We start from the raw sequence: 14,936 nt of genomic DNA, 5'->3' as shown, positions 1-14,936 counted from the left end.
CACGTCGCCGAGCGACACCATCAGCGGTATCGCGATACCGAGATGCTCGTGGCCGGCCTGCCGATAGTTACGGGTCAGAATGCCGACGGGGGTGGGTTTGATGATTTTCATCGGATCCGCCGGCTTCAGAATGTGACCGAGAAACCGACGGTCGAAAACGACACGCCGGTCGCACTGACGCTCGATCCCGTGCTGCTAACCGACGATCCAGTGGTAGACACCACGCTGCCGGTTGCGCCCACGTCCGACCCGGTAGCGCTGACGCTGGACCCAGTCGCGCTGACGCTAGATCCGGTGGCCCCGACGCTCGAGCCGGTGATCGAGACGACCGAGCCGGTCATGAAGAGTTGAGCTGTGGCGATACCTGTTTGCAAGCCGATCACGATCCCGGTCGAGCTCCCGCTGACTGTGACCGCCGAGTCGCCGCCCACGGTGCTGGTTGAATTGGCGGCCACGCTGGTTGTCGAATCGGCGCCGACATGGGTGGTCGAGTTGCTGGCGACGCTTAGGCTGTGGTCGCACCCCACCGCGTGCGTCATGTCGTTGGCGACCGTCAGCGCGTGGTTATGGCCCACCGTATGAGTCGAATCGTTTGAGACATTCAGGCAGTAGTTGCGGCCGATGGCGTGCTTCTCATCGTTAGCCACCTCGGCGCTGGAGTTGTTGCCGACCTTGCGGGTCTGATTGCTGGTGATCGACGCCGCATAGTCGTTACCGATCGATACCGTGTAGTCGCGGCCCACATCGCGCGTTGCATCGTTGCTCACGTTGACGGTTTCGTTGCGGCCGACCTGGCGCGTCGCGTCGTTTTCGACGGAGACGTCGTAATTGCGCTCTGCGTGGAGGGCAATCTGCTCCGCGCCTGCTTTGTCTTCGAAACGAAGCATGTTCGCGTTGCCGCTGCCGCCGCCTGGCGTGCGCGTGACAAAGCCGCTCTGCGTGGCGGCTTCCGGCAGCGCGAACGGCGGCATCTGATCGGCGTTATAGATGCGCCCGGTGATGACCGGACGGTCGAGCGCGCCGTTGAGAAAATCGACCACCACCTCCTGGCCGACACGCGGAATATGAATGCTGCCGAAGCCGGCGCCGGCCCACGCGTCGGACACGCGAATCCAGCATGAGCTGTTCTCGTCGCGTTTGCCGTAGCGGTCCCAGCGGAATTGCACTTTCACGCGGCCGTATTGATCGGTCCAGATGTCCTGGCCTGTCGGTCCGACGACCACCGCGGTTTGCGGGCCCGTGGCTCTGGGCACCGGCGTCACGCTGGGCGCGCGAAACGGCAGCGACGCGGGTTGCGCAACGAGATCGAAGTCGTATTGCGCGTGGCTGCTGCCGCTTGCATAGCCGCCTTCCTGCAGGCGGTAGGCCACGCTCACCAGCAGGTATTCGCGGTTCTCCGCTTGCCGGGGGCAGTCCTGCAGCGTGAAGCGATAACCCGGCGCGGCTTCACGCAAACGGGTGTGGGCGCGTACGCGTGCGTTCGCCGCCTGTTCCTCTTCGAGACGCATGCGCACGTAATGCTCGCCCTGCTCGGCTTCGATGTAGCCGCCTTGCCACGCATACCGCGCGTAGCTACCGTGCTCGGCGCTCGAAGACTGGGCCCGTGTCTGCGACAGATCGGCTCGCGGTTTGCGGAAATCGTAGTCGTCGACGGCGAACGCACCCGCGCTGATCTGGGTGGCCGGACGCCACTGGTCGACACCCTCTTCGCGCGGCAGCGCAAGACGGTCGGGCGCTTGATACGGCAGCGTGGCGTGCTCGGGCAGCGGGTCGTGCGCGCTGGTGTCGTCGGCAAGCACCAGCACCTGCTGACCGGCTTCGTGGCGGAAGTAGTAATAGATGCCCTCCTGTTCCATCAGCCGGCTGACGAAATTGAAATCGCTTTCCTGATACTGCACGCAATAGTCCCAGCTTCGATAGCTTGCGAGCAGACGCTCTTCAACGGGAAAGCCATATTTGCCGATGACCTCACGCAGAATCTCGACCGCTGTCTGGTTCTGGAAAATGCGGCAGTCGGTTGTCTTGGTCAGATACCACAGCCATGGCCGCAGGGTGACCGCATAGACGTAGGTGCGCGGCGTATCGGTCTCGCGTCCGGCGAATTCGCAGCGCACGATCTGGCCGCCGAGGTATCGGGTCCTGCCGTTGAGCGTGACGATGTAGAGCGTCAGCGGCTTGCCAAGCAGCGCGTTCATATCGAGCGAAGCGGACGGGCTCACCAGTTCCACGTTGAATTCATACAGCGCCGACAGTGTCTCCTCGCCGCGTAGCGAGCGGAATCGAAGCATCTGCGGATCGAGCGGCGTGTGCGCGATGATGATGTGGTTCATGGCAGCTTCTTCAAAGATCCCGCTGAGCGCGGGGCACTTGGGCGGCGCGGGAGGCGCGGGTGTTGCGGGCCTCGCGCCTTTCAGGTTGATAGACGAGATCGCCGGCAGTGAGCGTGCTGGTTCGCGTGCCGAGCCAACTGGCGAAACCCAGCGGGCGGCCGGCGGCGAGTGCGATGCCGGTAATCTGATCGGCGGCCATCAGCAGGCGCACGTCCCACGACCACTCGACCCCGGCGTATTGCCGCACCCAATCCGTCAACTGCTGCGAAAGCGGGGTGCCGGGTAGCAACGCGGCGTATTGTTCGCATGACAGCGGGCCGAGCCGAACCTCGAATTTCATCTGCGCGTCGCGAACCGCCACCCCAAGCATGGCGTCGGCACCCAGCCGGCGGGTGTTCGCACGCGTGCGTAGCGCGGTGCGCTGCGGCGCTTCGACCGGCTGCCACTGCGGCAGCCATTCGACGATCTCGACGGGCACGCCGAGGCAGGCGCGCAGGATGCTCCGCAGACCTTCCGCGTTGCGGGTCTGCCGCACCAGGTGGCCGGCCATGAAATATCTGGCGTGATCCGACAGCGTGTCGGCTCGCCGCGCCTCTCGCCGCGGCAGATGGATGAGGCTCGCCAGATAGCGATCGAAACGCCCGCCCTCGCCTCGGTCGAGGCTGACCGTAGGCTGCGCATCGGCCCAGGCGCGGTAGAACAGCAGGATCAGCCGATGATGAAACAGATCGGCGAATGCGCCCAGCGCGTGGTCGTCGTGATGGCGAGCGCGTTCGCGCACGAACTCGGTCAGATGCAGGGGCAGAGGACCGTTCGGTCCGAACAGGCCGAAGCTGTGAATCCGGACACGCGGCTTCGCGCCTTCCGCCGGCGCGGTCGCGGTGGCGAGCGTTGCCGGCGCGAAGGCGAGCGATGGCAACTGGCCGATTCGCAGCGGTTCATCGGCGGGATGCGCCGCGCGTCCCAGCGGTGCCGGGGCCGCCGCGCGCGCGTCCAGCCAGCGCAACAGGTTGTACAGATCGTACTTGTAGGGCGCATCGGCGACGCATTGCCAGAAATGCTCGAGCATGGAACTGGTGTGCGGCACACGCGACGATGGGGCGAGGGCGTTGCTCATGCTGTAGGGCGGCGTCCGATGCGAGGTGGCCAGCGTTTCACGTGTCCACGTTGCAGCGTGGCTACCTCGAGTTCGCTAAAGCTATTCAATGACACGTGACGTGCAAAAAATTGCTCCAGCACCGCGCCGAATAGATACGTGCTCGCGCCCGCAAACGAGGTTTCGTCGAGCAGCAGCGTGACTGCCACACCGCGGCCGAACATTGGCGGTCCCGCCTGAGGCAACTGACGGGTGACCGGCTCAACCCGAACGCTGCGTACACCGTCGATTTGCGGCCGCACGGTTGCGTCGGCCGCGCTCGCATAGAGTTCGAGCAATTCGCGCAGGGCCTGCGCTCCCTGCGTACTGTCGAGATCGGTCAGCGTGAGGTAGTCGAGTCCGAGATGCTTGACGAGCCGCCACGTGATTTCGTTTTCCGCAAGCGGCGGCTGCGGCGGCGTGGGCCGGCGGAGCGCCTGGATGGCGGTGACCGGGGCCGAGGTGCGCAGACTGAAATCGCTAGTGTTGCCGGTTGGCATCAACAGTGCGAGATCGCGGTTGGTGCACATGGCGTCGACGGACAGGTGCCGCAAGTCGTCGGAAAACGGTGCTTCGTGCTGATCCACCAACGATATGAATACTTCGCTGCCGGCGTATGCCGATCTCGTACTGCTGCGCGCGGCTCGGCTTGCAGCATGGTCGCGCGGGGCGACGAGACGCGCTTCGCGCCGTATCGAAAAATAGCGGCCGCGATCGGCGTGGTCGTGGGACAGACCGCCGTAGAAAGGATGAAACTCACAATGCCCTCCATCAGACTGGCGATGCCCCGTCACTTTCTCGACGCCGTAAATTTCGTGGTCCAGCGGCCGTGTGCGGTCGACTACGACATGATGCTCATACCGCTGATTCGTGATGGCGATGCGCTCGGTGCGCTTCGGGAACAGGTTGATCGCCGGCGTGCAAAACAACGCGAGGCTGTGCAGATCGACCGAGCGCTCGAGCTCGGGCGACGCTTGGTCGAGCAGAACGGTCAGCGAGAACGTCGTGCCGCTGATGTTTTGCAGCGCGCGTTGCAGTGAACCGATGCTGAAAAACAGAAACCGTTGTGGAAAGGCGAAATACTCGTGCAGCAGCCGGTATCCCTGGAACGAACGCGAACCGTATGGCAGCAACGCCTGCGCAGCAGCGAAACCTTCGTGGCGGATGACCTCGCCGTCGAGCAGCGAGCCGGCGCTGTCCGTGTGGCTCGTGTTGCCCGGGACCGAAGGCCCATGACAGATGACACCGAGATGATGACCTAGCACCTGTTCCAAAAGCGGCAGTGCCTGATTGTCCGGGCCACTGAGAAAAAACGTCAACGAATCGAGCGGCAACTCGCGCAGATTGCCGACGCCGCTGGCTTCCAGTCGAATATGCAGCGCGCCGCGCACGCGGCTTGCCAAGTGGCCATGCGGCAATGGCAGATCGGCGGGGACGCCGCCCAGTTTGACTTCGGTGATACGCAGCGGCCACAGCGTGACATCGTGCGCGGTGCTGAATTCACAGGCGGTCTGCTCGCCTGGCGCCAGATTGCCGCGCAGCGATGTGCCGGCCGGCAGCGTGTAGCCTGACAGCAAACTGCCTTCGCGCAGGTTCGGCTGGACGGCGACGATCGTCATCGACGGCAGCGGAGCGAGGTAGTTCGGATAGACCACGTCGAGCAGGCGCTGCGAGAAACGCGGAAACTCGGCGTCCATTTTTAACTGGATGCGCGCGGTCAGAAAGCTGAAACCTTCAAGGAGCCGCTCGACATAGGGATCGCTCACCTCGATGCCGCGCATGCCCAGGTGTCCGGCGGCCTGCGGGAATTCGGCCGCGAATTCGGCGCCGAGCTCGCGCAGATACGCAAGTTCGCGGTTGTAGTAGTCGAGCAGACGCGCGTCCATTAGCCGCCTTCCTGCGAACGGAGCACGATATGGCCGCTTTCGATGTCGATGTCCGAGCGAAACTGGAAGGCTTGAGGCGCGGTGGCCGGACACAGTTGGCCGGTGATTTCCAGTGACAGGATGGCACGTGACTGAGCGTGTACGTTGCAACGCACCTCCACGCTTTCAGCGAGAATGCGCGGCTCGAACTGCACGATCGCTTCACGGATTGCGCGCTCCATGCCGTCCTGGTCAAGTGCCGACGCGCGACCGCCTGCCCATGCACGCATGCCGAAATTCAACACGGAATTGCGCACGTGTGGGAATGCGGCGAGATCGTCGGTCGCTTCAAGGCTGGCGCAGTTCAATAGCCAGCTCAGGTCGCGCAGCACGGCGGCGCGCAGATCAGCGCGCGACGGCACGAACGCGCCCCCCCCGTCGACCGGTGGCGGCCGTCGCTCCGTCAGCCGATCCAGCAGGCTGGGACGCGCCTCGGCGTGCGCATGCGTGCGCAGCGGTGTGCGATCTCGCGTTGAGATGGAAGCAAAGGTGGCGCTCAAAAAAGACTCTCGTTGGCTAACGGGCTAACTAAGTGGCGTGCGGACGGAAGCGTTTGCCGCCGTGTCCGCACGGCGCACCGGTTGATGGACGGGGCTAGACCTCGCGGTTTTCCTTGATGTCCCAGGCGAGTACGCTTTCTGCGCCCTTCGCGCCCTGGTCCGTCTGTTCCCAATACTGCTTTCTCACTTTTGCCGCCTGGAACGAGTAGGTGATTCGCACTGCCTCGGAGCCTTTGGCCGCGCCTTGCTGTACGTCTGTCACCAACACTTCGGACAAGGTGATGCGCAGATACTCGACTTGCGAGCCACCGGCTTTGCACACGGAGATCTCGACCTTCGGCAGGTGCTTGCCGTTGGCGCAGTATTTGAGAATGGCGGGCGCCGCCTTATCCATGAAGGTTTCGACCTGCAAGTCGTTGAAACTGACTTTGCCGATGCCGCCGCCGCTTCCGGTCGCCATGCTGCCGGGCTGCGTTGCGCCCCAGCCATAGGACTGGATGTCGATCCATCCCTTGTGATTGGCGTCTTTGGACTCGCCGGTTACGTTGTCCACCCGCATGTACATATCAACTGACATTCCCTTCCTCCAGGTTCCTACTGATTGAAACGACTTCAACGATCAAAGCGAAAGCACGGCTCAATCGCCATGCTTGAGAGCCGGTAACTGCGAAACAAGACGCAGCGATACTGTTAGTCCCTCTAATTGATAATGCGGTCGCAAAAAGAATTTCGCGCTGTAATAGCCGGGGTTGTCGTCGATGTCTTCCACAACCACGGACGCCGCCGCAAGCGGCTTTCGCGCCTTGGTGTCCTGCGACGAATTGACCGGATCGCCGTCGACGTAATGCATGATCCAGTTGTTGAGCCACGATTCCATCTCGCTGCGCTCCTTGAATGACCCCACCTTGTCGCGCACGATGCACTTCAAATAGTGCGCAAACCGGCAACACGCGAACAGATAGGGCAAGCGGGCCGCGAGCCGCGCGTTGTCCGTGGCCGTGGCGTCGTGATACTCCGCCGGCCGCTGCAATGATTGGGCGCCGATGAATGCCGCAAGACTTGAATTCTTGTGATGGACGAAAGGCATGAAGCCGTTGCGTGCGAGTTCCGCCTCGCGGCGGTCGCTGATCGCGATTTCCGTGGGACATTTCATGTCGACGCCACCGTCGTCGGTTGGAAACGAGTGGGTGGGCAGGTCCTCCACCGCGCCGCCGGATTCGACGCCGCGAATCGACGTGCACCAACCATACTGCTTGAACGAACGGTTGATGTTGGTCGCCATTGCATAGGCCGAATTGATCCATGCATAGCGCTCGTGGTTGGCGCCGTCGGTGTCTTCTTCGAAGTTGAAGGCGTCGACCGGATTGGTGCGCACGCCATAGGGCAGGCGAGCCAGAAAGCGCGGCATGGTGAGGCCCAGATAGCGCGAGTCTTCCATGTCGCGAAGGTGGCGCCAGCCAACGTACTCGCTATTCAGAAAAATTTTGCTGAGATCGCGCGGGTTCGATAGCTCCTGCCACGACTCCATCTGCATGACCGCGGGCGATGCGCCGGTAATGAATGGACAGTGCGCGGCGGCCGCGATCTTGGCCATTTCGCCGAGCGTCTCGATGTCCTGCGGGCTGTGATCGAAGTAGTAGTCGCCGACCAGGCAGCCGAGCGGTTCCCCGCCGAATTGGCCGTACTCTTCTTCGTAGATCTTCTTGAAAATCGGGCTCTGATCCCAGGCGACGCCCTTATAGCGCTTGAGCACCCGGCTCAACTCCGTTTTCGTTACCGGCAGGCAACGGATTTTCAGGAGTTCGTCCGTCTCGGTGTTGTTGACCAGATAGTGCAGCCCGCGCCACGACGACTCGAGCTGCTGATAATCCTCATGATGGATGATGGCGTTGATCTGCTCCGAGAGCTTGCGGTCAATCTCGGCGATCACGGCCTGGATCGTTTGGTAAGCGTCGTCCGACATGACCACCGCGTTCTCGAGCGCCTGCAGGGCGAGCGTTTTCATCGCGCCGTCGATCGCTTGCTGCGCCTGTTCGGTACGCGGATTGAGCTCCCTGATCAGGGAGGTGGAAAAGCGGTCAGCCGAGAGCACAGGCATGAGCTGTTGCGGCAAGGGGGACTCGGTATGATTCATTGCGGTCTTTTCAACGGTCTTGTGATGAAGGCATGCGTCGCGCCATGCACGTTGCTGTACACATCGCTGTACAGCGTTACGCGCGCTCGGCACCGGCGGTTCCGGTGGCGGTTCCGGCGTCCGGCGAACCGGAGGCGTCCACCAGCGCCTTGAGCAATGAGGGGCTTTTCAGCGCCTGGGTAATCAGTTCCTCTGCGCCGCTCTTGCCGTCCATGTACGACAGCAGATTCGACAGTTGCGAACGCGCTTGCAGCAACTGATTGAGCGCGGGGACCTGGGTCGCGATGGCGTCCGGTGAGAAATCTCCGAGACTTTCAAAGCTGAGATCGACCGCTAGCAACCCTTGCCCGGAGATACTGTTCGGGACGTGCATGGTGACGCGCGGCCGGATTGATTTCAGACGGCCGTCAAAGTTGTCGATGTCGACTTCGAAAAATTTGCGCTGTTCGAGATCGGGCTGCGGCTGTGTCGATTTGCCGACCAGATCGGCGATCACGCCCATCACGAACGGTATTTCCACGTTCCGTTCGCTGCCGTAAGTCTCGACGTCGTATTCGATCTGAACTCGCGGCGCGCGATTGCGGGCGATGAATTTTTGCCCCGTTGCTTTTGCTCTTGACGCGTTTGAGTTGCCCATTTGAAATCCTCCGCTGATTTGATTGATGTGCTAGCTACGATGGGCGCCGGCTTAGCCGTGCAGGTTGTCTGACGTGCTCTGCGCGTGGCCGGCCAGAACGTCCACCTGAGGCAATGCAGCGGGCGCCATGTCACGGACGATCTCGTAGAAGTTCATCCGCATCAGGCGTTGGGCGCGGCGGATCAGTAGCGGCGCCGGATGACTCGGCTCCGCCTGCTCCAGATACAGGCACGCATCCTCGAGCGCGAGCATGACGGACTCGCGCGAGCCGATTGGCATCCGCTCGAAAGGCTCGGGAGCATCATGTGCGACGATGGACTGGGCTTGTTCCACGGATGGCTTGATGCCACCCACGGCCCGCGGAGCGTGCTCCCGTGACGCAAGAATTGCCCGCTGCACGGTTTCCAACGGGGCCTCCACCGCGCTTGCGGAGGGAACCCAGGAGATGTCGAGCCGGGTGGCGATCTGCCGGCGGATTCGATCGATGGAATCAAGCAGGTGCGCAACAGCGGTCAATTGTGTTTGCTCGGCGGGGAGCGCTGCGCATAGTGCCGCCTTCTGGATACCGCCGGACGATGGGTGGCTTTTCGCCGCGGCTGTGGGACTGCCTTCGAGAATCGCCGCAGCCTCGCGCAACGATAGATCGCCGGATGCCAGGCGCAGCAGGATGGCCTCGCGAGCGGCGCGTCCGGCGGCCTTCGGGTCGGTCAACGCCGCAATGGCGTTGACACGGACCAACGGATCGAACTCGCCGGCGATCCGCAATTGTGGATGGACGTCGTCCCACCGCTGCTCGAGCGTTTCAGCGGCGAGCGCCAGACCTTTGGCGTAACCTGGCAAACCGTCGATCTCCGTCCATGCCTGCGTCAACAGAGCGATGATGCGCAGATCGACGCTGCGTCCAAGCAACTCGACGGCCAGTGTTTCGACGTGCCGCCAGTCGGGGGCAACGGCGGGAATCAGGGCATCGCCGAATTGCTGCTCGCGAACGCCCGTTGCAGCTTGCTGCAATGCGATGAATGCGACGTCATATTCCAGATCGACGCCGCAAGGCTGCTCCGGACTCATGGAGCCGATTTGATCGAGTGAAAAAGCGTTCATCAAATGGATGGGCCGGAGCAATGCGTTAATCGATATACCTCAGAATTCAATTAAGATCGAATTCCGGGATTTGGGGTTGATTCTTAGTGAATTAAGATTATTCTAAAATCGTCTTAATTCACGCCAATTCCTTTGAGATAAATTCGGATTTCTCTTGGGATGACGAAGACTCACTCAGCGTTCTCGTGCCGGGCCTTATGCATGTCCTTTATCCGCGGGCGTTTCGCCGGCAGAGTACGTGAGTAAATTATCTTCGTAATGAGGATGCCGAAACATAAAGCGTAATTGTTTCTTGGATGCGATCTTATTCCGGTTCTAACGGAATGGCAAGTCGGCTTGCAGTGATTTTAAACTCGCTTGGGATAAAAGATATTGAGATTAGAAGGAGCGTGACTTGGTGTTGATATAAAACGCTTTGAGATCAATGAGGCTGGATTGCGATCCCAGAATAAATTTATCTTTGTAAAAAATATTGAAGGATTAATACGATGAAAAATTGATTGGACTACGCATTGCTTCGGCGGAAGTTTGCCGGCATACGGCGAGCAGGAGCGCGCTCGTTCCGCTCCGGTGAATCGGGCGGGTGGTATTTGGCTTTTGGAGTGGACGGCGCGTGTGCCTGGTTCGCGCTTCCTAGTGGTGAGGCGGGGTGAGCGGCTTGCTTGAGGCCGCGAGGATCGCGTGGTGCGTGGGGCCGACCAAGGACTATTTGGTTGTTGCCGGCGAGTTGCCGGGCGGCAGCGGCCGTGAAATTTCGGGTGAGCGCAGAAGGCTGCAATATCGCTCGACGATCTGATAGACAGACGATTCGCGCAATCGACAGTGCAAAGGCGCCACCCGCGCGACCCAAACAAAAAAACCGCCGAGCAAGCTGGGCGGTTTTTTCGAACCTTGAATTAACAAGGCAAATTTGGTCGGGGTGAGAGGATTCGAACCTCCGGCCTCTACGTCCCGAACGTAGCGCTCTACCAGGCTAAGCTACACCCCGATCTGTACTGCAGGACTCGATTCAGACTAACTCGGTGTTTCAGTCTCGTTCAAGACTGTCTTGCCGTCGAGTAAGAACATAATTCTAGCAGGCTATCTTTGAAAATGGAATCGGGAAACGAAGAAATTGCTGCTGCAGCTGCCAGCGCTTCCTGCTTTGCGCACTCGAGGGTGTGATCCAGCGCGCCCGACCGCGTGATGGCTTCGAAAATGGTGTCGAACCGGTCCGTGCCGCCTTGCTCGATGGCTTCCCGTGCGAGTGCCGATTGCTCCGGCGTGCCGCGTTCGATCAGATAGATCAGCGGCAGGGTGGGTTTGCCTTCGCGCAGATCGTCGCCGGCGTTCTTGCCCATCGATTCAGCCGTGCCCGTGTAGTCGAGCCAGTCGTCCATGATCTGGAACGCGGTGCCGATGCGGCGACCGAATTCCGCCGCGGCGGCTTCGATCTTTGCGTCCGATCCGGCCAGCACCGCGCCGAGCTGGGCTGCGGCTTCGAACAGTTTGGCGGTTTTGTAGCGGATCACCTGCATGTAGCGCGCTTCGTCCACGTCGGCGTCGTGCATGTTCAAAAGCTGCAGCACTTCGCCCTCGGAGATGATGTTGGTCGCCTCCGACAGGATTTCCATCACACGCATCTTGCCCACGCCGACCATCATCTGGAACGAGCGCGAGTACAGGAAGTCGCCGACCAGCACGCTCGCGGCGTTGCCGAACAGCGCGTTGGCCGTCTGGCGGCCGCGCCGCAGGTCGGATTCGTCGACCACGTCGTCGTGCAGCAGCGTGGCCGTGTGGATGAATTCCACCACCGCAGCCAGTTCGTGCCGATGTCCGGTGGTTTCACCCAGCGCACCGGCCACGAGCAGCAGCAACGCGGGCCGCAGGCGTTTGCCGCCGGCGCTGATGATGTACTCGGAGATCTGATTGATCAGCATCACCTCGGACGCCAGACGGTGCCGGATGACGCGATTGACCTGCTGCATGTCTTCGGCGATCGGAGCGAGCAGGCTGGCGGCGTTGGAGGAGGGAGTGGCAGTCGACGACATGATGGCTGATTTGGGTAGTGCCGCGAATTATAAGGCGAATCGCGGCAGTTCCGGGTCGCAGGCTGCGGCACGGCGAGACGAAGGCAGCGGCAGGGCCGCGTGCCGGGGCTGGACGGCAATGCGCCGGCGGGGCGCGCGGCAACTCTCAATGAGTTTTGACCGAGCAGCTAACTCTATGTATAATCACGGGTTTCCGCGCGCGGTGCGTGGAAAAAATGAACACAGAGTGAGGTTCTCAATGTACGCGGTCATAAAAACCGGTGGCAAGCAATACAAGGTTGCCGTCGGCGAAAAATTGAAAGTAGAACAGATACCGGCAGACATTGACGCTGAAATCACGCTCGACCAGGTTCTCGCAGTGGGCGAAGGCGAATCGATTAAGTTCGGTACGCCACTGGTCAGTGGGGCTTCCGTCAAGGCTACCGTCGTGTCGCATGGTCGGCGTGACAAAGTGACGATCTTCAAGATGCGTCGCCGGAAGCACTATCAGAAGCATGCTGGTCACCGCCAGAATTACACGGAACTGCGCATCGACGCGATCAACGCGTAAGCGCACGGGTCAAGGAGCAATCAGATGGCACACAAAAAAGCAGGCGGGTCTTCCCGCAACGGCCGCGATTCCGAGTCAAAACGACTGGGCGTGAAGGTTTACGGCGGCCAGGCGATCAACGCGGGCGGCATCATCATTCGCCAGCGCGGCACGCGCGTTCACGCCGGCGACAACGTCGGTATGGGCAAGGACCACACGCTCTTCGCGTTGGTCGAGGGCCACGTCAAGTTCACGACGAAGGGCGCCGAGCGGAGGCACACGGTCAACGTCGTTCCTGCCGCGGCCTGAGTCCGATCCGGCACGGGAGCGTCAAATCTAGAAAGGCCCCGCGAAGTTGGCGGGGCCTTTTGTATTCCGCGGTCCATTCGGCGGTGCGTGCCGATGTCGCGGCGTGGTTATCGCGCGGCGGGCGGCGCAAAATATCGGAAACACGGGACGGAGCGACAAATGAAGTTCATTGACGAAGCGCGGATCGAGGTGATCGCCGGCGACGGCGGCGACGGCAGCGCGTCGATGCGCCGCGAGAAGTTCGTCCCGTTCGGCGGTCCGGACGGCGGCGATGGCGGCCGTGGCGGCAGCGTCTACGCCGTCGCAGACCGCAACATCAACACGCTTATCGACTACCGCTACGCGAAGAAGCACCTGGCGCGCAACGGCGAGAATGGCCGCGGCTCCGATTGCTATGGCAAGGGCGGTGACGATATCGTCTTGCGCATGCCCGTAGGCACGGCCATCGCCGATCTCGACACCGGCGAACTGATCGCCGATCTGACCGAGCATGAGCAGACGGTGTTGATTGCCCAAGGCGGAGCGGGCGGCCTCGGCAACCTCCACTTCAAGTCAAGCACGAACCGCGCGCCGCGCCAGAAGACCGAGGGCAAGCCCGGTGAGCGCCGCATGCTGCGGCTCGAGCTGAAGGTGCTGGCCGACGTTGGCCTGCTCGGTATGCCGAACGCGGGAAAATCGACGTTCATCTCGTCGGTTTCGAACGCGAGGCCGAAAATTGCCGACTATCCGTTCACGACGCTCGCTCCGAATCTGGGCGTCGTGCGCGTCGGGCCGAGCAAGAGCTTCGTCATTGCGGACATCCCGGGTTTGATCGAAGGGGCGGCCGAAGGCGCGGGCCTGGGCCATCAGTTCCTGCGGCATCTGCAGCGCACGGGGCTGCTCCTGCATCTCGTCGATCTCGCCCCGTTCGACGAGGCTGTCGATCCGGTCGCGGAAGCGAAGGCGATCGTCGGCGAGCTGCGCAAGTACGACGAGGCGCTTTATCTGAAGCCGCGCTGGCTCGTGCTCAACAAACTCGACATGGTGCCCGAGGACGAGCGCGAAGCGCGCGCGGCGGATTTCATCAAACGCTTCGGGTGGGACGGCCCCGTTTTCCAGATTTCGGCGCTGACGGGCCTTGGCTGCGAAAATCTCTGCTATGCGATCTACGATTACCTCGCCAAGCATTCGGACGCTCATCGCGCTGAAGAGGCGGAGGATCACGCAGCGGACGTGCGGTTTCGCGACGCCGGCTCACCGGAATCACCCGCCGACACGGTCCCGCCGCGTACTTGAAAGAGGCGCGGTCAGCCGGTCACATTTTGTATTGCTGCCGCCCGCACGGGCGGCGCGGCTCATGCGTCAATCATGGAGACTTTCGCACGATGCGCTCTGTCATCGCGGATTCGAAACGCCTGGTCGTGAAAGTGGGGTCCAGTCTCGTGACCAACGACGGGCGCGGGCTTGATCAAGCCGCGATCGGGCGCTGGGCTGCGCAGATCGCCAATCTGCGCGCGCAGGGAAAGGAGGTGGTGCTCGTCAGCTCGGGTGCGATCGCCGAGGGGATGCAGCGCCTTGGCTGGGCCAAGCGTCCTCGCGAAATTGACGAGTTGCAGGCGGCCGCGGCGGTCGGGCAGATGGGCCTGGCGCAATGCTACGAGAGCCGCTTCGCCGAGCACGGCATTCATACGGCGCAGATTTTGCTCACGCATGCGGATCTGGCCGATCGCGAGCGTTACCTCAATGCGCGCTCGACGCTGCTGACTCTGCTGCGGCTAGGCGTCGTGCCGATCATCAACGAGAACGACACGGTTGTCACCGACGAGATCAAGTTCGGCGATAACGACACGCTTGGCGCGCTCGTCGCGAATCTGATCGAGGGCGATGCGCTCATCATTCTCACCGATCAGCAAGGGCTCTTTACGGCGGATCCGCGCAAGGACCCGAGTGCGGAGCTCGTCCGAGAGGCTGACGCGGGCGCGCCCGAGCTGGAGGCGATGGCCGGCGGCGCCGGCACGAGTATTGGCCGCGGCGGCATGCTGACGAAAATCCTCGCCGCCAAGCGTGCCGCCGGCAGCGGCGCGGATACGGTGATCGCGAGCGGACGCGCCCCCGACGTGCTCCTGCGGCTCGCCGCGGGCGAGGCAATCGGCACGCAGCTTATCGCCCGCACGGCGCGCATTGCAGCCCGCAAGCAATGGATGGCCGACCATCTGCAGGTGCGCGGTCATGCCGTCATCGACGATGGCGCCGTCGAAAAACTGACGGCCGGCGGCAAGAGCCTGCTGCCGATCGGCGTCGTCGACGTGCAAGGCGTGTTCGCGCGC

Annotated in this window: 14 protein-coding genes and 1 tRNA gene; 5 read left to right on the top strand and 10 right to left on the bottom strand. The window is 62.0% G+C overall.

Going from position 1 to position 14,936, the window contains the following annotated elements; translation table 11 throughout:
• Positions 1-125 precede the first annotated feature (125 nt).
• The 8 genes from QOC89_RS04220 to tssA form a co-directional block, all read right to left on the bottom strand.
• Positions 126-2,330: a type VI secretion system Vgr family protein gene (locus tag QOC89_RS04220; RefSeq protein WP_323043874.1), complete on the bottom strand. Its 2,205-nt coding sequence runs from the start codon at positions 2,328-2,330 to the stop codon at positions 126-128.
• Positions 2,331-2,340: 10 nt separating this feature from the next.
• On the bottom strand, positions 2,341-3,447 hold the full coding sequence (tssG, locus tag QOC89_RS04215) for a type VI secretion system baseplate subunit TssG (protein ID WP_323043873.1): 1,107 nt from the start codon (positions 3,445-3,447) through the stop codon (positions 2,341-2,343).
• On the bottom strand, positions 3,444-5,351 hold the full coding sequence (gene tssF, locus QOC89_RS04210) for a type VI secretion system baseplate subunit TssF (RefSeq protein WP_323043872.1): 1,908 nt from the start codon (positions 5,349-5,351) through the stop codon (positions 3,444-3,446). Before tssF ends, tssG begins: the two co-directional genes overlap by 4 nt.
• A complete protein-coding gene (tssE, locus tag QOC89_RS04205; protein ID WP_323043871.1) occupies positions 5,351-5,890 on the bottom strand; it encodes a type VI secretion system baseplate subunit TssE in 540 nt (179 codons plus the stop codon). The genes tssF and tssE overlap by 1 nt, the downstream gene beginning before the upstream one ends.
• 94 nt (positions 5,891-5,984) lie before the next feature.
• Entirely contained in the window at positions 5,985-6,467 is a 483-nt protein-coding gene (locus QOC89_RS04200) for a type VI secretion system tube protein Hcp (protein ID WP_323043870.1), read from the bottom strand.
• A 60-nt stretch (positions 6,468-6,527) separates the two neighbouring features.
• A complete protein-coding gene (gene tssC, locus QOC89_RS04195; RefSeq protein WP_323043876.1) occupies positions 6,528-7,988 on the bottom strand; it encodes a type VI secretion system contractile sheath large subunit in 1,461 nt (486 codons plus the stop codon).
• A 112-nt stretch (positions 7,989-8,100) separates the two neighbouring features.
• Positions 8,101-8,661, bottom strand: a complete 561-nt coding sequence (tssB, locus tag QOC89_RS04190) for a type VI secretion system contractile sheath small subunit (protein WP_323043869.1) — start codon at positions 8,659-8,661, stop codon at positions 8,101-8,103.
• 51 nt (positions 8,662-8,712) lie between these two features.
• Complete coding sequence (gene tssA / locus QOC89_RS04185) at positions 8,713-9,783, bottom strand: type VI secretion system protein TssA (protein WP_323043868.1); 1,071 nt, start codon at positions 9,781-9,783, stop codon at positions 8,713-8,715.
• A gap of 628 nt (positions 9,784-10,411) precedes the next feature.
• Between tssA and QOC89_RS04180 the strand changes: the two genes are divergently transcribed.
• Positions 10,412-10,558, top strand: coding sequence for a hypothetical protein (locus tag QOC89_RS04180; RefSeq protein WP_323043867.1), 147 nt, complete (start codon positions 10,412-10,414; stop codon positions 10,556-10,558).
• A 115-nt stretch (positions 10,559-10,673) separates the two neighbouring features.
• On the opposite strand, the gene QOC89_RS04175 is transcribed toward QOC89_RS04180, so the two are convergent.
• Positions 10,674-10,750, bottom strand: a tRNA-Pro gene (locus QOC89_RS04175).
• A 49-nt stretch (positions 10,751-10,799) separates the two neighbouring features.
• Positions 10,800-11,792, bottom strand: a complete 993-nt coding sequence (locus QOC89_RS04170; protein WP_323043866.1) for a polyprenyl synthetase family protein — start codon at positions 11,790-11,792, stop codon at positions 10,800-10,802.
• Positions 11,793-12,030: 238 nt separating this feature from the next.
• On the opposite strand from QOC89_RS04170, the gene rplU reads away from it, so the two are divergent.
• The 4 genes from rplU to proB form a co-directional block, all read left to right on the top strand.
• A complete protein-coding gene (gene rplU, locus QOC89_RS04165) occupies positions 12,031-12,342 on the top strand; it encodes a 50S ribosomal protein L21 (protein WP_323043875.1) in 312 nt (103 codons plus the stop codon).
• Between the two features lie 24 nt (positions 12,343-12,366).
• The gene (gene rpmA, locus QOC89_RS04160) at positions 12,367-12,630 is read left to right on the top strand and encodes a 50S ribosomal protein L27 (protein ID WP_323043865.1); all 264 of its coding nucleotides are present in this window, start codon (positions 12,367-12,369) and stop codon (positions 12,628-12,630) included.
• A gap of 159 nt (positions 12,631-12,789) precedes the next feature.
• Entirely contained in the window at positions 12,790-13,905 is a 1,116-nt protein-coding gene (gene obgE, locus QOC89_RS04155) for a GTPase ObgE (protein WP_323043864.1), read from the top strand.
• Between the two features lie 89 nt (positions 13,906-13,994).
• A partial coding sequence (gene proB / locus QOC89_RS04150) for a glutamate 5-kinase (protein WP_323043863.1) occupies positions 13,995-14,936 on the top strand: 942 nt, incomplete at its 3' end.

Origin of the sequence: Paraburkholderia sp. (assembly GCF_034668105.1) — a bacterium.
GTDB lineage: Bacteria > Pseudomonadota > Gammaproteobacteria > Burkholderiales > Burkholderiaceae > Paraburkholderia.
The sequence above is the reverse complement of the archived record's forward strand: the minus strand, read 5'-3'. Positions and strand labels throughout refer to the sequence as shown.